At 42.8% G+C, this 19,697-nt stretch carries 18 protein-coding genes; 14 read left to right on the top strand and 4 right to left on the bottom strand.

Annotated features, from left to right (window positions below; genetic code table 11):
* Positions 1–46 precede the first annotated feature (46 nt).
* From PQ461_RS00715 to PQ461_RS00705, 3 genes are all read left to right on the top strand, one after another.
* The gene (locus PQ461_RS00715; RefSeq protein WP_274303967.1) at positions 47–931 is read left to right on the top strand and encodes an NAD(P)-dependent oxidoreductase; all 885 of its coding nucleotides are present in this window, start codon (positions 47–49) and stop codon (positions 929–931) included.
* 195 nt (positions 932–1,126) lie between these two features.
* Entirely contained in the window at positions 1,127–1,600 is a 474-nt protein-coding gene (gene greA / locus PQ461_RS00710; RefSeq protein WP_274207697.1) for a transcription elongation factor GreA, read from the top strand.
* A 19-nt stretch (positions 1,601–1,619) separates the two neighbouring features.
* Complete coding sequence (locus PQ461_RS00705; RefSeq protein ID WP_274207696.1) at positions 1,620–2,036, top strand: HIT family protein; 417 nt, start codon at positions 1,620–1,622, stop codon at positions 2,034–2,036.
* 52 nt (positions 2,037–2,088) lie between these two features.
* Here PQ461_RS00705 and ruvC read toward each other — a convergent pair whose 3' ends face one another.
* Entirely contained in the window at positions 2,089–2,700 is a 612-nt protein-coding gene (gene ruvC, locus PQ461_RS00700; protein WP_274207695.1) for a crossover junction endodeoxyribonuclease RuvC, read from the bottom strand.
* Positions 2,701–2,756: 56 nt separating this feature from the next.
* Positions 2,757–4,679: a PAS domain S-box protein gene (locus tag PQ461_RS00695; RefSeq protein WP_274207694.1), complete on the bottom strand. Its 1,923-nt coding sequence runs from the start codon at positions 4,677–4,679 to the stop codon at positions 2,757–2,759.
* 238 nt (positions 4,680–4,917) lie between these two features.
* On the opposite strand from PQ461_RS00695, the gene proB reads away from it, so the two are divergent.
* The 5 genes from proB to PQ461_RS00670 all read left to right on the top strand — a co-directional run bounded on the left by proB (position 4,918) and on the right by PQ461_RS00670 (position 11,519).
* A complete protein-coding gene (proB, locus tag PQ461_RS00690) occupies positions 4,918–5,997 on the top strand; it encodes a glutamate 5-kinase (RefSeq protein ID WP_274207693.1) in 1,080 nt (359 codons plus the stop codon).
* A complete protein-coding gene (locus PQ461_RS00685) occupies positions 5,994–7,250 on the top strand; it encodes a glutamate-5-semialdehyde dehydrogenase (protein ID WP_274207692.1) in 1,257 nt (418 codons plus the stop codon). The genes proB and PQ461_RS00685 overlap by 4 nt, the downstream gene beginning before the upstream one ends.
* A gap of 90 nt (positions 7,251–7,340) precedes the next feature.
* Positions 7,341–8,186: a metallophosphoesterase family protein gene (locus PQ461_RS00680; protein ID WP_274207691.1), complete on the top strand. Its 846-nt coding sequence runs from the start codon at positions 7,341–7,343 to the stop codon at positions 8,184–8,186.
* Positions 8,187–8,200: 14 nt separating this feature from the next.
* The gene (locus PQ461_RS00675; protein WP_274207690.1) at positions 8,201–9,040 is read left to right on the top strand and encodes a hypothetical protein; all 840 of its coding nucleotides are present in this window, start codon (positions 8,201–8,203) and stop codon (positions 9,038–9,040) included.
* Between the two features lie 25 nt (positions 9,041–9,065).
* Complete coding sequence (locus PQ461_RS00670) at positions 9,066–11,519, top strand: bifunctional YncE family protein/alkaline phosphatase family protein (RefSeq protein WP_274207689.1); 2,454 nt, start codon at positions 9,066–9,068, stop codon at positions 11,517–11,519.
* A gap of 73 nt (positions 11,520–11,592) precedes the next feature.
* On the opposite strand, the gene PQ461_RS00665 is transcribed toward PQ461_RS00670, so the two are convergent.
* Both PQ461_RS00665 and mutY read right to left on the bottom strand, forming a co-directional pair.
* A complete protein-coding gene (locus tag PQ461_RS00665; protein WP_274207688.1) occupies positions 11,593–12,021 on the bottom strand; it encodes a single-stranded DNA-binding protein in 429 nt (142 codons plus the stop codon).
* A 2-nt stretch (positions 12,022–12,023) separates the two neighbouring features.
* Positions 12,024–13,094 (bottom strand): A/G-specific adenine glycosylase, encoded by a 1,071-nt coding sequence (gene mutY / locus PQ461_RS00660; RefSeq protein ID WP_274207687.1) that lies wholly within the window; start codon positions 13,092–13,094, stop codon positions 12,024–12,026.
* A gap of 161 nt (positions 13,095–13,255) precedes the next feature.
* Between mutY and PQ461_RS00655 the strand changes: the two genes are divergently transcribed.
* The 6 genes from PQ461_RS00655 to radA all read left to right on the top strand — a co-directional run bounded on the left by PQ461_RS00655 (position 13,256) and on the right by radA (position 19,654).
* Positions 13,256–13,552: an HU family DNA-binding protein gene (locus tag PQ461_RS00655; RefSeq protein WP_274207686.1), complete on the top strand. Its 297-nt coding sequence runs from the start codon at positions 13,256–13,258 to the stop codon at positions 13,550–13,552.
* A gap of 20 nt (positions 13,553–13,572) precedes the next feature.
* Positions 13,573–14,430, top strand: a complete 858-nt coding sequence (locus PQ461_RS00650; protein ID WP_274207685.1) for a tetratricopeptide repeat protein — start codon at positions 13,573–13,575, stop codon at positions 14,428–14,430.
* Positions 14,431–14,648: 218 nt separating this feature from the next.
* Positions 14,649–16,199, top strand: coding sequence for an Rne/Rng family ribonuclease (locus PQ461_RS00640; RefSeq protein ID WP_274207684.1), 1,551 nt, complete (start codon positions 14,649–14,651; stop codon positions 16,197–16,199).
* A gap of 115 nt (positions 16,200–16,314) precedes the next feature.
* Positions 16,315–17,139 carry a hypothetical protein gene (locus PQ461_RS00635; protein ID WP_274207683.1) on the top strand — a complete coding sequence of 275 codons (825 nt, stop codon included), beginning with the start codon at positions 16,315–16,317 and terminating at the stop codon, positions 17,137–17,139.
* 56 nt (positions 17,140–17,195) lie between these two features.
* Positions 17,196–18,095, top strand: a complete 900-nt coding sequence (locus PQ461_RS00630) for a hypothetical protein (protein WP_274207682.1) — start codon at positions 17,196–17,198, stop codon at positions 18,093–18,095.
* 92 nt (positions 18,096–18,187) lie between these two features.
* Positions 18,188–19,654 (top strand): DNA repair protein RadA, encoded by a 1,467-nt coding sequence (gene radA, locus PQ461_RS00625; RefSeq protein WP_274207681.1) that lies wholly within the window; start codon positions 18,188–18,190, stop codon positions 19,652–19,654.
* Positions 19,655–19,697: the final 43 nt, after the last annotated feature.

Raw genomic sequence — 19,697 nt, 5'->3', positions numbered from 1 at the left:
GAACAATAAAAATATCCTTATAGTTGACGATCTGCACCCTGCCTTTATGGAAGGTGCGGAAGCCTTGGGTTATACTTGCAACTATCAGCCAACCATAACGGTTGACGAAGCGTTGAGAATTTTGCCTGATTATCAGGGTTTAACTATCCGCTCAAAATTCCAGGTGAGCAAAGCAGTAATTGACCTTGCTACCAATCTTAAATTTATTGCTCGTGCAGGTGCAGGGATGGATAACATTGACGAAGCTTACGCTTTGCAAAAAGGCCTTCAACTGTTAAATGCCCCCGAAGGAAATATGGATGCAGTAGGCGAACATGCCGTGGGTTTATTGCTGGCGCTGATCAATAACTTTCGCCGGGCAGATATGGAAGTACGCAATGGCCAATGGCACCGTGAGGCTAACCGCGGTTATGAGCTTAAAGGTAAAACGGTTGGTATTATCGGTTATGGCTTTATGGGCAAAAGCTTTGCAAAAAAACTGTCGGGCTTTGAGGTAAATATAATTGCCTACGATAAATATAAAACCGGGTTCAGTGATCAATATGTGCGCGAGGTAAGCATGGAAGAAATTGTTAAGCACAGTGATGCACTTAGCCTGCACATTCCGCTTACCAATGAAACCCGGGGCTTAGTGAACGACGAATACCTGTTTCATTTTCGCAAGCCTATATTCTTCTTAAACACTGCACGCGGCCCTATTGTACAAACTCAAGCCATTTTAAACGGATTAAAACAAGGCAAGATACTTGGTGCGGGGCTTGATGTACTGGAAGTTGAGAAGTTCCCGGCGCTTGGGGAACAGCTCTGGTATCCTGAACTTGCACAAACAGAAAATGTGATTTTAACTCCTCATATTGCCGGCTGGACGTTTGACAGTTATCGTAAAATAAGCGAGGTTTTAGTTGAAAAATTGCAGCACGTATCATACTAAGTATCAAAATTTAACACATATTTAAAAGCCAAAAATTTGGAATTTAATATTTAATTCTCTTATCTTCGTTTTACACCAAACAAGACTATAACGGTTCGCCGGCATAGTCTTGTTTGTTTTTAAAGCCCTTGGGTGCCATGCACAAAGGGCAGTTTTATTTAACGACTTTAAGGAAAACATTAATAATTGTGAGTTATGGCAGAAGTTGCTTATTACACCAAAGAAGGATTAGAAAACTTAAAACAAGAACTACAGTATTTAAAAACTGAAGGCCGTTCGCAAATAGCCAAGGCTATTGCGGAAGCGCGTGATAAAGGCGACTTATCTGAAAATGCAGAGTATGATGCGGCTAAAGAAGCACAAGGCCATCATGAAACAAAAATTGCAAAAATGGAAGAGCTGCTGGCAAATGCCCGCCTGCTTGATGAGTCAAAACTGGATACATCAAAGGTGCTTGCACTTTCAAAAGTGAAAATTAAAAATGTAAAGAACGGCGCTACCATGAGCTATCAACTGGTGTCTGAAAGCGAAGCCGATCTTAAAGCAGGTAAGATCTCAGTATCATCACCTATTGCAAAGGGCCTTTTAGGTAAAAAAGTAGGCGACCGTACCGAAATCATGGTACCTGCCGGTACTATGGAATTTGAGATACTGGAAATTTCACGTTAACAACTAAACAACACTACCTATGTCTACCATTTTCTCAAAAATCATATCCGGAGAAATACCTGCTCACAAAGTTGCCGAAAGTATCGACTTCCTGGCGTTTCTTGACATTAGCCCCCTGGCAGAAGGCCATGTACTGGTCATCCCTAAAAAAGAAGTGGATAACCTGTTTGATCTTGATGACGAGACTTATACCGGTTTGCAGCTATTTGCTAAAATTATTGCCCACGGCATTGCAAGGGCAATACCTTGTAAAAAAGTAGGCGTAGCCGTAATTGGACTGGAAGTTCCGCATGCGCACATCCACCTTATCCCGGTAAACAATGTTGATGACATGAATTTTGCCCGCCCCAAACTAAATCCGTCTGCAGAAGAACTACAGGCAACTGCACAGAAAATCAAAGCAGCATTACACCAGGATTTTGAAGAAGGCGTTTAAAAGATACCCAATAAACAAAAAAGGAGCTGATGAGCTCCTTTTTTGTTTATTATTATTTCCCGGATGATTTTGGCGGCGCTTTAAATTTGATAGGCCCGCTTACCCGCGCCGTATTGTCTTTAACAAATGAAGCCCAGCCCGAGTAGGTGATCTTGCTTCCGCGGCCGGTTGATATTTTTTGAAAGCTATGACAAACAGCAACGGCCAGCCCATCTGTTGCATCTAAAAACTCGGGCGTTTCTTTAAACACCAGCAATTGCTGCAGCATCGATGCCACCTGTTCTTTGGCGGCATTTCCGTTACCGGTAATAGATTGCTTGATCTTTCGAGGTGAATATTCGTTTACCGGGATATTGCGCGAGAGGGCGGCAGCGATGGCCATTCCCTGTGCACGGCCAAGTTTAAGCATTACCTGAATGTTTTTACCATAAAAAGGAGCTTCAATAGCTAATGCATCGGGATGGTAATTATCAATTAACGCAACGGTTTTTTCAAATATCCGCTGCAGTTTAACCATATGATCGTCCCCGCCCGGAATCTTCACCACGCCCATCGCCAATAATTCTATCTTCGAACCTGTTTCTTTAATAATACCATACCCCATTACAACCGTCCCGGGGTCAATCCCTAAAATTATCCGCTCTTTACTGCCTGGTAATCCCATTGGGTAAATATACGCTTAGCATTGTATATGTTGCAGCATGTTATAAATGCCGGCCCTTAATTAAGGTTGACATCATCATAAACTTTGTTGTTTATGGTACGCACAATTACATCCAGTTCTTTGGCGCATGCATTTATTAGGTTTATCAGCTCTTCCTTTTCCTCTAAAGTGCCACTAAGCTCTAAAAGATGGATGAGCCCTAAAATAGAAGCCACCGGCCGCCTTACCTCATGCGAACTGATCCAAACTACCTCACGTAGTAAATCGTTTTGCTTTAATAAGGCTTCGTAAATCTTTTTCCGCTGAGTGATATTTTGGTAAATGCCAATATAGCCGGTATAATTTTTATCCTCATCAAAAGTTGGCGTAAACTCTACATTAACCCAAAATTCTTCACCAGCCTTGGTATATTTTAAAAGGTCAATAGCGAACGCCTCTTTTGAAGCCTGTTTTTTATTGAGATATTTAATAGATTCTGCCGATGTTTTAGGCCCCCGCATAAAACTGCCATGAGAAGCGCCTTTAATCTCAGAAAGATAATAACCTGTAAACTCTTCAAATGCTTTATTCACCCATTCTATCTGATTTTTCGCATTTAATACAATAACCATATTGTTAACGCGGGTAATTATACCTGCCAGTCGCTTCAGCTCTAAGTCTTTACGTTTTTCTTCAGATACATCGGCAAGATATACGGCGGCGCCTTTTTCAGTTGGGTAGGCTGCTATCCTGAACCATTTTTGCCTTAGTTTTGAAAACACATCCAGCTTTGCAATCTCCTTGTTTTGAAGCACCCGCAAATATGCTTTATGAAATTCAGAATTTTCTGCCCCGGGAAATACATCAAGCAACTTAATATCTATGGTTTCGCTTCTTTTAAGATGATACTCTTTTAAAAACTTGTCATTCGCATTAACAATTTCCAGATCATGGTTTAATGCAAAAAACATTTCGTTAATCGTATTAATCGTATTATCCAGATCAAGCAGGTAAGCGTTCCTTTCCTGTTCCAACTGTTTTAATTCAGTTACATCCTGCATAGATCCTATTGCCCGGTATGGCTTACTGTCCTTATACTCTAACCTGCCTAACTGGCGTATAAATCTTATTTCGCCATTATCCATTGTTATGCGGTGTACCCTGTCAAGAGGCTTGCCTTCCGTGATTAATTTATGAAACGCTTCACGCGCCCAGTCGCGGTCTTCCGGGTATATATAATCAAAATAGTTTTCAAGCGGCGACTTATCTTCATCGTGCTTTATATTGATAATGGTATAAAAATCATCCGACCACTCTACCTTTTTGGTATCTACATAATATTCCCACCCTGCAATTTTGGCTATCTGCTGCGTTTCGCGCAGTTTTAATTTTTCTTCCTCCATTTCATGGTTAACATTTTCAAGCTGCCGCTCAAATAATACCTTATCTGTGAGATCCTGTATTAATGTCATCACACAACTGTTCCCATTAAAATCAAGCGGGTGCGAGGTCAGGCTTACATAAAACTCGGCTCCGTTCTTTTTAATATGCCGCCACACACCGCTTTTAACAGCCCCTTCACGCATTTCGCCAACCGCCTGCTTAATGTACTCACGGTCCTCAACAGGCCTTATCTCCAGAATGGACATTTCCAGAAATTCTTCGCGTGTATAGCCGTATTTTTCAACCGCAGCATCATTAACAGAGATAAATTTCAATGTATCTATATCATATATCCACATAGGGTTAGGGTTGCCTTCGTAAATGCCACGGTACTGTTTTTCGCTTTCAGCTATTTTTTTATTGTCGCGCCTCATCAGCTGATAAAGCAACAGTCCGTTGATCAATACAAATACAAAACCTTTTATACTGCCCAGCAAAACAACGGTTTTAGGGCTCAATACTCCCATAAAACCATATAAGGCCTTATCGCTCAATGCAATCCACAGTAAGCTGACTAAGATATAAATGATAGTTATCTTTAATGCTCCTTGCCTCATTTCTTAAAGACTACGGTTTAATTGGTTATAAAATTTTAATTGAGGTAGATAGCGATGCAACTTTTCACTTTAAGTAAAATGCTTTTTGTTCTACGAAAAGCACCAATAAAAAGTTTAAAATTCATTTATTAACAAGATATAAAGTTTAGTCAGTTTTTACACAAACTATTTACTGATATGCCTTTACGTTTGCAACATGCCGTAAAATCAATTACTTTGGGAAGATCATTTTACTGTTATGTCCTACAAATACCAGCGTATTGTTATTAAAATTGGCTCAAACGTATTAACACAAGCCAATGGATTGCCCGATGTTGAGCGGATAACAAACCTGGTAGCGCAAATAGCAGCCATACAAAGTTCGGGTACCGAAGTGATACTGGTATCATCGGGTGCGGTGGCATCGGGCCGCAGCCTGATTAAGCTTCCCGAAAAAACAGACCAGATAGCTGCACGCCAGTTACTGGCATCTGTTGGCCAGGTAAAACTAATCAATACCTATGCACAGCTATTTGAAACCTACGAGATATTATGCTCGCAGGTGTTGGTAACACGCGAGGATTTCAGGGACCGTACGCATTACCTGAATATGAAGAACTGCCTTGAAATTTTACTACAGCATAAGGTGTTGCCTATTGTAAACGAGAACGACGTGGTATCGGTAACAGAATTAATGTTTACCGATAACGACGAGCTGGCAGGGCTATTGGCATCTATGCTTAATGCACAGGCGCTAATCATTTTAACCAATGTCGACGGTATTTTTACCGGCGACCCTAAACTGCCCTCTTCGTCACTTATTGAAGAGATTGGCCAATCGGGTATTGATTTTTCATCATTTGTAAGTACCGGTAAATCGCAGTTTGGCAGGGGCGGCATGATTACCAAATCAACCATGGCGCAAAAGGTGGCGCATTTGGGCATAGCCGTACATATTGCTAATGGCACAACAGATAGCATCTTAACCGATGTATTAAGCGGTGCTGTAAAACACACGCGCTTTATACCCGACCGTTCTGCATCGGGTAAGAAAAAATGGATTGCCCATTCTGCAAATTATGCTGTTGGCGAAGTAAAGATTAACGAAGGGGCAAGCCTGGCGCTAAACTCTGCAAGGGCTAATAGTTTATTACCAGTAGGTATTACCCAAATTAGCCATGAATTTAAAAAGGGTGATATTATAAAAGTAGTGGATGAGCATGGCAAACTCATTGGACAAGGCATTGCCGAATACGGCTCTGACAAAGCGCGCGAACGCATGGGCAAAAAGAACGAAAAGGCACTGATACATTACGATTACCTTTACCTACAATCATGATGGAGCAATACAACCACTATTTCGAAAGCGCAGCAAAAGCCAGTCGTGACATTGCAGGTTTAGATGCAGATCTGATTAACCGAGTGCTTATAGCGCTCGCCGATAAAGCTGTTGAGCATACTGATTTTCTATTGGCAGAAAATCAGAAAGACCTTGACCGAATGGATAAAGCCGACCCTAAATATGACCGGCTTAAACTTACAGCAGAGCGTATTGAATCTATTGCTGCCGAAATGCGAAATGTGGCTGCCTTGCCTACGCCGCTTGGCCATGTACTTAGCGGAACTAACCGACCGAATGGACTGCACCTTTTAAAGGTAGCTGTACCGCTTGGTGTGGTGGGCATTATATACGAAGCCCGTCCCAACGTTACGTTTGATGTTTTTGCCCTATGCTTTAAAACAGGCAATGTGTGCATTTTGAAAGGCGGCAGCGATGCCGACTTCTCTAACCGGGCCATTCTATCACTAATACATGAAGTACTCAAAGCATTTGACATTACTACCGATGCTGCTATATTATTACCCGCCGAACGAGAAGCTACGGAAGCCCTGCTTAAAGCAACAGGCTTTGTAGATGTGCTAATTCCGCGGGGCAGCCAGGGGCTGATCAATTTTGTGCGTGAGAATAGCAAAGTACCTGTAATTGAAACAGGGGCGGGTATTGTACATACCTACGTTGATGAATCTGCCGACGTAGAAATGGCTGCTGCCATTATCTTTAATGCAAAAACAAGGCGGGTAAGTGTATGTAATGCTTTGGATTGCCTCATTCTGCATTCATCTCAGTTAATCCACCTTCCTGCATTGACAGACCAGCTTGGCAAAGCAGGAGTAGAGGTGTTTGCCGACGAACGCTCTTACAGTCATATAAAAGAAAGCTATCCCGCAAACTTATTACAACACGCCACAGAAGAACATTTTGGCACCGAGTTTTTATCCATGAAAATAGCCATTAAGACTGTAGATAATATTAACGAAGCGCTTACGCATATCGCTCAACATAGTTCAAAACACAGTGAAGCTATTATTTCTGAAAATACAGATCACGTCGCATTATTTCTGAATAAGGTAGACGCGGCGGCGGTTTATGTCAATGCCTCTACCGCATTTACTGATGGTGCACAGTTTGGCTTAGGTGCAGAGATCGGTATCAGTACACAAAAGCTGCATGCACGGGGACCAATGGGACTTGCCGAGCTTACCAGCTATAAATGGATAGTTAAGGGTACGGGGCAGGTAAGAAATACTTAATATACTATGCCACATATTTTTTACAAGAACTTATCATAAAGTTAACCTTGCTTTAATGCCGTATATAAACCCGATTTGCAGTTTTGGAGCATGTCAAACCGCCGCAAATTTATTAAATCGGGCATTGCCGGAATTGCTGGCATTAGCCTGCTGCCTGCTGTAAACTCGTTTGCTTCGCCTTCAGGTATATACAAGGCTGAGGGGAATTTTAAGCTGAGGTTCGCTATTGCATCCGACGGGCATTATGCACAGCCTGACACAGACTCGGATAAATTTTACAGCGATCTGATCGGCTGGCTTAACAATGAGCATCAGCACAATCACCTGGACCTGGTGATTATCAACGGCGACCTGGTGCATAACCGCCCTGATTTACTGCCAAAGGTAAAAGAGACTTACCTGGATAAACTGCCAGTACCATACCATACGCTGCCCGGCAATCATGATTTTGCCGATGCGGCCATCTGGAAAAAGGTATTTGGTTATGAAGATAATTACAGCTTCGATTTTGGCGACATTGGTTTTGTGCTGGCCAATACAGCGACTACCAAGGGCGAGTACGTATGCCCCAACAATGCATTTTTAAAATTTGCGCTTGATCAGTATGCGCAAAAACGTATTGTGTTTGTAATTCTGCATATTCCGCCGCATCAGTGGATGGAAGAAGAAAAAACCATTTTTGTGGACTGCCCCGGAACTGTAGAACTATTGCACAAATATCCTAATGTAAAAGCAGCATTTCATGGGCACGATCATTCATTAGACAGTGTGAGATATACCGGCAAGCTACCGCACTTTTTCGATTCACACTTCGGCGGCAACTGGGGAACGGCTTACAAAGGCTATCGTATTGTTGAGGTAGGTAACGATTATGCAATAACTACGTATCAAGTAAATGCCAGCATGAACCCACAACTTAACCTCAATAAGTTTTAATCAGGATATAGCATATGAAAAACAAATACTTAATTACCGCCCTGCTTGTTGGGTTGAGTACTTTTGCAAAGGCACAAATCGGTTTTGGCGGGTCAACACCTGTGTATAGTGCAGCTTCGCCACAGCCATTTCTATTTTCGGTTAATACATTAACGGCATCTACGCCTTTCTGGAGCGTCAATTACTCGGGCAGTTACGGCGAACGTGTTGCCGGGCCTTTCGGGTTCGATGGTGTAGACCAGCAACTTGCCGTAAAGGGTTACATGGGCAACCGTTTCACTTTATATGGTAATGCGGCTATTGGTTTCGGGCGATCTGGCGGCGTAACCAGTGCTCAGCAAATAGAAGTTTTGCGTGATGTATTCGGCGGCAAACAGCTATTCGGCCCACGTTTGGGTATCAGTTTAGGCGCAGGGCGCGACTGGTCGAACGTTAAATCTATTTTCAGCCGTGTAACTGCATCGTTTGATAAAGCATCATGGCGGGTTATAGGTAATGCCCGTTTCGAAAAAGCATTCTCAAGCAAACGCGACGATATCGACCTCATCAGCAGTGTTGGGTTTCAGCATCGCCTTACTGGCAACTTTTACGCAGGTATAGAAGCTGTAGGTGAAGATTTGGAAGGCTTTTGGGAAGCAGACGAAGCAGAGGGCGGCGCAAAGTTATTAGTAGGCCCATCATTAAATCTCATTCCATCAAACTCACGCCTGGCATTTTCTTTATGCGGCGGTCCTGTTTTTTATGCTACACACAGCAATGTAATACCTTCAGAAGCCATCAGGGATGTTGGAACTATTGGCGCACAAAATGGTTTTACTGTACGTGCATCTGTTTCTTTCAATTTACATCAATGATTTACTTTTTATAATCCCCTATTCGATGAACCGTTCTTCAATTATCATTAAAGCGTTTATTATCGTAGCCGCATTTTACAGCACGCAAAGCTTTGCACAACTACCCGGTAAAGACAAGCAAACCGAACAAATCTTACTCCCTAACGGATGGAAACTAAGCCCGGTAGGCCGGTCATTGCCATTAGGCGATTTACCGTTGAATATGCAGTTAAGCAAGTCGGGTAAACTGCTGGCCGTAACTAACAATGGCCAAAGCACGCAGACCATTCAGCTGATCGACCCTAAAAAGGAGAAAGTACTTGATGAAAAAGAGATTGGCAAGTCATGGTATGGTTTAGCTTTCAGTAATGACGAAAAGCATCTTTATGCATCGGGTGGTAACGACAACTGGATATTCGACTACGAGATAAAAAACAACAAATTACGCCAGCCCGATACCATCAGCATGGGTATGCAGTGGCCAAAGGATAAGATCAGCCCGGCAGGTATGCTGGTTACGCATGACGATAGCCGCATGTACACCGTAACCAAAGAGGACAGCAGCGTTTATACCATTGATCTGGCCAACCGCAAAATATTGAGCCGTGTGCAGCTATCAACCATCGCTTATGGCTGCGCCTTATCTCCAGATGAGCAAACACTTTATGTATCACTTTGGGGCGGTAATGAAGTTGCGGTTTACAATACTGCCAGTCAAACCGTTACAACCACTATCAAAACAGGCAGCCACCCTAACGAGCTTTTATTAAATAAAAAAGGCACCTTGCTTTATGTAGCCAATGCTAATGACAACACGGTATCTGTAATTAACACGGCCAATAACCAGGTGATTGAAACCTTATCTACCACTTTATATCCCACAACGCTTACAGGCTCAACCACCAATGGTTTAGCGTTATCAGATAACGAAAAAACGCTTTACATTGCCAATGCAGATAACAACTGCCTGGCTGTTTTTGATGTTTCGGTACGTGGCAACAGTAAAAGCCAGGGCTTTATACCCGTGGGTTGGTACCCAACAAATGTTAAAGTATTGGGTGATAAAATACTGGTAAGTAATGGCAAAGGATTTTCTTCATTACCCAACCCGCATGGCCCGCAGCCTCTTTCAAAGGCAGATAACAGCGGCTACCAAACCGGCAGTTCCGCAAACAGCGATTTACAGTATATAGCAGGTTTATTTAAAGGCACATTATCCATAATTGATGCGCCCAATGCAGATCAATTAAAGGCATATACTAAGCAGGTTTATGCCAATACACCTTTCAATGATAAAAAAGCAGCCACTGCCGATGGCGAGCAGGGCAATCCTATCCCTCGTCGCCAGGGCGAAAAATCACCCATAAAGCATGTGTTTTATATCATTAAAGAAAACCGTACTTATGACCAGGTATTGGGCGATATGCCTAAAGGAAACGGCGACAGGTCGCTTTGCTTGTTCGGCAGCCGGATAACCCCTAACCACCATGCAATTGCCGATGAGTTTGTACTTTTAGATAACTTTTATGTAGATGCCGAAGTAAGCGCCGACGGCCACAACTGGAGCATGGCGGCCTATGCCACAGATGTGGTTGAAAAAACTTGGCCTACCAGCTATGGCAAACGTGGTGGTACTACTAATTACGAAGGTGGACGACCAGCCACTTATCCTAAAGATGGTTTTATCTGGGATTATTGCCAGCGGGCAGGGGTTACCTACCGCAGCTATGGCGAGTTTGGTGAATTTAATAATGCGCACTTAAAGTCGTTAAAAGGGCACATGGGCCCGCATTCGCCAGGTTTTGACCTCGACGTTACCGACCAGGTAAGGGCCGATGCCTGGGAGCATGATTTCGACTCATTATTAACCATAAACGCAGTGCCGCAGCTTAGCGTACTGCGCATCTCTAACGACCATACCAGCGGGCAGCGCAAAGGCAAAATATCGCCAATGGCAGCCGTGGCTGATAATGACCTAGCTATAGGCCGTATCATTGAGCATCTGTCAAACAGTCCGGTGTGGAAAGAATCTGTTGTATTTATTTTAGAAGATGACGCCCAGAACGGCCCCGACCATATCGACGCCCACCGCTCACCTGCCTTTATTGCCGGTCCATATGTGAAGCGCGATGCCGTGGTACATAGCATGTACTCAACATCGGGTATGCTACGCACCATTGAACTTATTTTAGGCTTGCCGCCTATGAGCCAGTATGATGCTGCTGCCAAGCCTTTTTATGAATGCTTTACCAGCAAAGCCGACCTTACCCCTTACAAATGCAAACCCGCTCTTTACAACTTAAATCAGCGCAACGTTGCAGAAAACAAGAGCAGCAAACTGTCTGAAAAATTTGATTTCAGTAAAGAAGATGCCGCACCCGACCTTGCATTGAACCAGATAATATGGAAATCTGTAAAAGGTGAAGATGCTGTAATGCCTGCGCCAAAACGCAGCGCATTTGTGATACTTGAAAAAAAGAAAAAAGACGACGACGATTAACCCAACCGGGACATATAAGCACAAAAAAGCCCTTCCTGAAAAAGTGAAGGGCTTTGTGTTTATAGCCGGTTAGTTAAAATGGCAAATCATTATCAATATCGGCGCTATAGTCTTCGCTTACAGTGCTTGTTTTAGCGTTTGTGCCATTCCGGGGAGTTTCTGCTTCAAAATCGCTTTTGCGGCCAAGCATGGTAAAGTTTTCGGCCACAATCTCTGTAGTATATTTCTTTATCCCCTCCTTATCCTCAAAAGAGCGTGTACGCAATTTTCCTTCTATATAAACCAGCTTGCCCTTTTGCAGATATTTAGCCGCAACATCAGCCAGACCACGCCACATTACAATATTATGCCATTCGGTTTGCTCCACCTTTTTCCCGTCTTTGGTATACGTTTCAGATGTAGCCAGCGGAAAACTCGCTACAGCAACACCTCCTTCCAAATGACGGATTTCAGGATCTTTACCTAAATGGCCTACCAATATTACTTTATTTATTCCAGACATATTTAATCGTGTACAGGGAAATTATTTTTGAATTTAAAAAAATTAGTTAAAAATATAAAAATGATTTGAGGCATACCTAAATTTTTTAAATTTTCTACTTCTATGAAAAACCACTCTTTCTTTAAACTAATAGGATTATCCTTTAAAACGATAAAATTAACTGTTAATCGCTGATGAGTTAGTACATGCTTAATTGGGCCAGCTACCTGAAGCAATACCGGGCTATTACCAAAATACCTTACACTTTCTGGTTGTTTCAACACTTCATACGGTTCAAGATATTCCAAGGTTTCAACAGATGGTAAATCATGTAAATTTGTCCAGATATCTCCCGTACCGCGCTTATTAATCAGTATTTGCTCACCATCGGTATATAAAAAGTAGTTGAGGTAACGCTCGCGCACCTTTAATTTTTTCAGCTTAACGGGCAGTTGTGCAGTAGCATTATGCAAAAAAGCATGGCAACCTTCACGAACCGGACAAATCCCGCAGGCGGGATTTTTAGGTTTGCAAATCATGGCCCCTAATTCCATCATAGCCTGGTTATGTAGCCCTGCATGCTGCTGGTTAAGTAATTTGTCGGCCGTTTCCTGAAACAGCTTTTTCCCTTTGGTCGAATTAATCGGCTCATCAATGCCAAAGTACCGAGCCAGTACACGGTATACATTACCATCAACCACCGCTCTGGCCTCGTTAGCGGCAAATGATGATATGGCAGCAGCAGTATATTCGCCTATGCCTTTTAACCGGATTAGGTCCTCATACTTATTGGGGAAGCGGCCCTGGTACTTTTCATTAACCAGCCTGGCGGTGGCAAGCATATTACGCCCGCGCGAATAATAACCCAGGCCCTGCCATAAACGCAGGATATCATCTTCATCCGCAGCTGCAAAATCAGCAACAGCAGGGTAGTTTTCCAGAAACCTATAAAAGTAGGGCATACCCTGCTCAACACGGGTTTGCTGCAGTATTATTTCAGACAGCCAAATGGTGTAAGCATCAGTAGTATTACGCCATGGCAGGTCACGTTTATTTTGGTTATACCAGTTTATAATTTGGTCAGAAAAATTCATGTAATGCAAAGTTAATGTATTGTCATATTAACGCTTATACCGTTGTATAAAAGCGGGCGGTAAAAAAATACATGGTTTTATTTCGATGTTTCGCGATATATCCATACTTTTGCAACCCCAAAACAATTAAGTAGTTACATATAATTAAAGGAAAATAAGGTATGACCAAGGCAGAGATTATAGCTGAGATCTCAACAAAAACAGGCATTGAGAAAGTAGACGTTCAGGAAACTGTTGAGGCATTTTTCAAAGTGGTAAAAACCTCTATGGTGGGCGGCGAAAATGTATATGTAAGAGGGTTCGGAAGCTTCGTAGTTAAAAAACGCGCTAAGAAAACAGCACGTAACATTTCAAAAAACACTGCCATCATTATACCAGAGCACTTTGTGCCAAGCTTTAAGCCGGCTAAAACTTTTGTTGAAAAAGTAAAAAGCGGTAACAAAACTAAAAGCAAATAATTTTTCGTAGCAATAAAGAGATGAAGGTAAAACAAATAGTCGCTGCCGGTGCAATTGTTGCCCTAATGGGCTATTTGTATACTTTGCCGCCAAAGGGCCTTAAACCTAAAGATAACGAATCGGGCCATAGCAATGGCGTTGTTGCCGGCAGACCCAGCTGCCCGGTTAAACAGGTTTCTGTAGAGGCTGTATCCGCAAGCGCCAAAGCAGTAATTGCACCGTCGCTTACCACCAAGATAGCAAGCCTTGAAGATCAATTGAGCAAAACGCCCGAGGGCGAAGCTAAGTTTGATGTTAAAAGAAAGCTGGCCCAGCAATGGGACGATGTTAACCAACCAGCCCCTGCCGCATTTTATTACCTTGATCTTGCACGCCACGATAATAAATTTGAAGACTGGCTTAACGCCGGTAACAGGTTTAATGATGCTTACAAATTTACACAGGATACCAACGTGCAGCCGGCTTACATAGCCAATGCTGTTGAAGCCTTTGAACATGCCACTAAACTTAAACCTACTAACCTTGATGCTAAAACAGGTTTAGGTGTTGCCTACGTAAACGGCGGCGCCCCAAGCCCAATGCAAGGTATCGGTTTATTGCTTGATGTGGTTAAGCAAGACCCCAACAACCACAGCGCCAACCTTAACTTAGGCCAGTTCGCCATGAAATCTGGCCAGTATGATAAGGCGGTAGCAAGGTTTAAATCCATCATTGCACAAAAACCCGATGTTGAGGCTTACTTTTATCTTGCCGAAAGCTATAAGCAGTTAGGCATGAAAAAAGAAGCTATAGCAGCTTATAAAAAGTGCAAAGAAATGATGCCCGACCCGGCCTTCGGCGAGCGCATCGATCAGTTTATAAAAGAATTACAAGATTAATTAACACATTTAAAAAATTAAATTATGCCAAGCGGTAAAAAACGTAAGCGCCATAAAATGGCTACTCACAAACGCAAAAAACGTTTAAGAAAAAACAGACATAAAAAGAAATAAGCTTACATAGCTGAATTACCTGCCTGGTAGGCAGGTAAACTTTTTTTGTTTTTGTTTTACTTGTTGCGGCACAACGGTGCCGCATTTAAGAAATGGAGTAGCAGTTGGTAAAAGAATTAATTATCGATTCATCCCCAAACGGGGCTACTATTGCTTTATTACAGGATAAACAACTTGTAGAACTTCATAAAGAGCAGGTTACCAACAATTATACTGTTGGAGACATTTATTTAGGGCGTATTAAAAAAATTATGCCCGGCTTAAATGCTGCCTTTGTGGATGTTGGTTACGAGAAGGATGCTTTTTTGCATTACCTTGACCTGGGGCCGCAAGTACAAAGCCTGCTTAAATTAACCAAGCAGGTACGCGGTGGAAGCTACCAATCTAAACTGCTCGACATTTTTAAACCCGAGGCTGATATCAGCAAATCAGGAAAAATTTCTGAGGTGCTGGCAAAAAATCAGCTGATACCGGTACAGATTGCCAAAGAACCCATTTCAACAAAGGGGCCGCGCTTAAGCTCAGACCTGTCAATTGCAGGGCGCTATGTAGTGCTGGTACCGTTCTCTGAAGCTATTTCTATCTCTAAAAAGATAAAAAGCAATACAGAACGTACCCGACTGCGTAAAATAGTTGAAGGCATTAAGCCACAGCACTTTGGTGTTATCATCCGTACCGTATCTGAGGATAAAGGTGTAACTGAACTGCAAAAGGACCTGTTGGACCTGATAGCCAAGTGGGAAACATTTGTTACCCGCCTGCCGGCCACAGAGCCTTCGAAAAAAGTACTGGGTGAGATTGACCGCACATCAACACTGCTGCGCGATATTTTAAACCCCGACTTTCAGCACATTTATGTGAATGATTCTTCGATATATGAAGAAGTAAAATCATATGTGCATGAGATTTCGCCCGACCTGGAAAATATCGTTCGCCTGCATAAGCATCGCGAACCGATATTTGAACATCACGGCGTAGAAAAGCAGATCAAATCGGCATTTGGAAAAACAGTTAATCTTGCGGGCGGCGCTTACCTGGTTATTGAGCATACAGAAGCCCTGCACGTTGTTGACGTGAACAGCGGTAACCGTACTGCCAACAAAGAGAACCAGGAAGAGAACGCACTGCAGGTTAATAAAGAGGCAGCACGCGAAATAGCACGCCAGTTAAGGCTGCGCGATATGGGTGGCATTGTGGTTATCGACTTTATAGATATGCACAAACCGGCCAATCGTAAAGAGCTTTTTGATTATCTCAGGGAAGAGATGGCACATGACAGGGCCAAGCATACGATACTGCCGCCAAGCAAATTTGGCCTGGTGCAGATCACCCGTCAGCGTGTACGCCCCGAGATGAACATTGTAACCAGCGAAGTTTGCCCTACCTGTCATGGTACAGGTGTGATCAGGCCAAGTATCTTATTGCTCGATGATATTGAAAATAATTTCAATTATATATTAGTTGAGCAAAACGAAAAGAACATTACCCTGTGTGTACACCCTTACATTGAGGCGTACATTAAAAAAGGAATAGTAACACGCCAGTTTAAATGGTATTTTAAATATGGCCAGTGGATAAAGGTTAAAAGTAACCCATCCTATCAAATTACAGAGTTTCATTTCTTCTCAGAAAAAGACGAAGAGATCAAGCTTTAAAGGCAACTTGTTTAACAACATTTTGCAAAATAATTTCTAAGGCTTCCTGAAAAGGGAGCCTTTTTTTGTTTAGCTACTTTAGTGGTAACTTTCGCCAGCAAAACCTATCAAAAACATGAACGGAACTTTAGCACAGCTCATAGCCATTGTATCTTACGGCAATGAGTACCTGGTAAATGATAACCTGGCCAGCGATTTTTACGATACAAACTCAACTTTTCAGTTCTGTAATCGAGTACAATTTTGGGATACGGTCCTGAAAAAATCCTTTTTCAAAAAGTCTGTGGAGCCTGGAGTTGTAGCCGGCGATCCGGTTAAATGGTTTGAAAACCTGAAACAGGATGGCTTCAAAAAACTGAAACTGGTTTATAAGCCATCAGACGATCAATCTTTTGCCAAAGATTATAAACTTGCAGGCTTTGTTGGCGGAGGCGGGAAGTGGTTTATTGAAGCCATTAACTCAAATAATTCTTCCACCTTTTGGGAGTCAGACTGGCAGGTCACCAATCAAAATGCAAGCGACAGAAAAATATGGACTGTTAATTACCTGAACAGGTTTACGGCAGAGTCAACAGGTGATATTAAGGATGATGTAGCCGAAATACAACAAACACTTAAAAAGGTACTATCTGATATTGCTGAATTTGCTTACAAGAATGAATTAACCAACTGGGGCGATTGGTTTACGAAGGCTTATGATGCATTAAATGCCGGGGAGCCTGAAAAGGATTTTTATCATACAGATATTATCATCAATAAAAATTACAGTTTACAAGCCCGCCAGGTTTTCTTCAGCAGTGCAAAGGCGTGGGTATTTGGCGGTATGGGATCATGGAATGATCTGGGGTTCAGCAAACCTGAAGATCAAACAAAATATGAAACCTTGAGCGACCTGCTGTATCAAACGATCATCAGATCAATAGTGGCTGTGTTTGGATAAGGATTACTTGTAAAACATTTCTGTTGCATACCAGTTACCAATTTTAAGTTGACTTTATGCAAGCCGATACAAGTATTTCTATAAATGAAGCCATTAAACGCGGACGCCGCATGTTGCTTTTGCCCCGTATATTACTTGTTTTAGGCGCTTTCCATTGGCTTTTTTCAGGTTGGATATATTTTGAGATGTGGATTAACTCGCCGCCGGATAGTATTAAGTTACTGACTATATCCGGCGCGGTTTGGATTGTTGCCTTTTTTCCAATGATATGGCTTCCATTCTGGTTTTGGAGCAAGCGGACAACGAAATGGAAGTTATGGGCTTTTGATCAAGTGGCCGATGTGCATGAACTTAAACGCCAGGCTATGAGGGCTGCACTGTATGCAGACAATGGCACCTTTTTAAACCGATTACAGATCCGTTCGGCTGACGAAGATGAGCGTTGGGCAGCTTTGCAATATAAGCTCAGGCAGAAGCCACTATTTACCGATGATGATCGCATTCCTTTAGAAACGGTGATCCGCATATCTCCCTACAAAACCGCTTTTAGTGTAATCGCATGTTTAATACCCTGTGTGCTGGGTGTAGGAGCCATTTACCTGAGCTTCCATGTCCAGAAATCACCATGGATAAGTTTTGTAATTGGTATAGCGTTAACTGTTTATGGCTCCGTATTTATCTATCAGCTTATACGGGATCTGATAGCAAATAAGCCACAAATCATCATCAACAATAAAGGCATTGCAACCATAACCAACGGCTTCCATAGCTGGGATACCATCAGAAATGAATCAATCAGGTATGGCAATTCGGTTAAAGGCAATCGCAGGACGTTTCTGCATTACGATTATTGGGGAGGAACAACTGATTTTGAGATCGCATCTCTTGCTATTTCTAACAGGCAACTCGAGAATCTGCTGGTTATCTACCGGGGCAGGTATGAGGCTTTTAAATAAATCAGATTACAATCTGTCTGCTAATATTGTTAGCAAATACTTATCTTTACAATCGCTGACAATCAAATTGTCAAATCAATAAATCAAACATTGTGGCTAAAACCAAAACAACATATTTCTGCCAGAGCTGCGGATACGAGTCGCCCAAGTGGCTGGGTAAATGCCCATCGTGCATGCAATGGAACACCTTTGTAGAAGAAATTATAGAGAAACCCAATGCTGCCATTCCCGACTGGAAAAACACTGGCGGCAGCGGAAGTTCATCTACGCTGCAACGGGCTAACAAAGCCATTGAAGTAGCTAACATTAAAGTTGAGGAAGAGCACCGTTACATTACACCCGACCAGGAATTTAACCGTGTGTTAGGTGGTGGTATTGTTGATGGTTCATTGATACTTATCGGCGGGGAGCCTGGTATTGGTAAATCAACGCTGATGCTTCAACTGGCACTTAATATGCCTAACCTGCGCGTGCTTTATGTATCGGGAGAAGAAAGCGAGAAGCAGATTAAAATGCGCGCGGAGCGCTTAACCCCTCAATCCCCTAAAGGGGAAGCTCCTGTAAGTGTTACAATTCCCCCTTCAGGGGGAAGGGGGGCTGGCTGCTTCATCCTTACCGAAACTTCAACGCAAAACATCTTTAAACAGATAGAACAGCTGGAACCGGAGCTGGTGGTTATCGACTCGATACAGACGCTTTACTCGTCGCATATCGAATCAACTCCGGGTAGCGTATCGCAGGTGCGCGAATGTACTGCCGAGCTTTTACGCTTTGCCAAAGAGAGCGGAACACCTGTAATCCTGATAGGCCATATTACTAAAGACGGCATGATTGCAGGGCCTAAGATACTGGAGCACATGGTTGATACTGTTTTGCAGTTTGAAGGCGACAGGCACCACGTATACCGCATTATAAGGGCTATTAAAAACCGCTTTGGTTCCGCAGCAGAACTGGGCATTTATGAAATGCTCGGCGCTGGCCTGCGCGAGGTATCTAATCCGTCAGAGATCTTACTATCACAGCGCGACGAACCATTGAGCGGCATTACCATATCGGCCACGCTGGAAGGTATGCGCCCTATGCTGATAGAAACACAAGCGCTGGTAAGCCCATCACCATATGGTACGCCTCAACGTTCGGCAACCGGTTTTGACACTAAACGCATGAATATGCTACTGGCTGTGTTAGAGAAACGCTGTGGCTTTAAGCTTGGCGCTAAAGACGTTTTTCTGAACATTACGGGCGGTATACGTGTAGAAGACCCGGCTATTGACTTAGGATTGGCCGCTGCCATTATATCATCGCATGAGGATATGCCTATACCTGTTAAAACCTGCTTTGCGGGCGAATTAGGTTTATCCGGCGAGGTACGTGCCGTTAACCGGGTAGAGCAGCGTATTGCCGAAGCCCAAAAACTTGGCTTCGAAAAGATCTTTATCTCCAAATATAACCTGCCATCGGCTAAGAACGATAAAAGGCAGATCGACCTTTCTCGTTTTAGTATTGAAATTGTGCCGGTAGCCAATATCGAAGAGGTATTCGGCTTATTATTTGGATAACAAAAATGCCCGGCAAAAACCGGGCATTTCTTATTTAATTTAT

The organism is Mucilaginibacter sp. KACC 22063 (assembly GCF_028736115.1).
In the GTDB taxonomy this organism is placed as follows: Bacteria; Bacteroidota; Bacteroidia; order Sphingobacteriales; family Sphingobacteriaceae; genus Mucilaginibacter.
The sequence above is the reverse complement of the archived record's forward strand: the minus strand, read 5'-3'. Positions and strand labels throughout refer to the sequence as shown.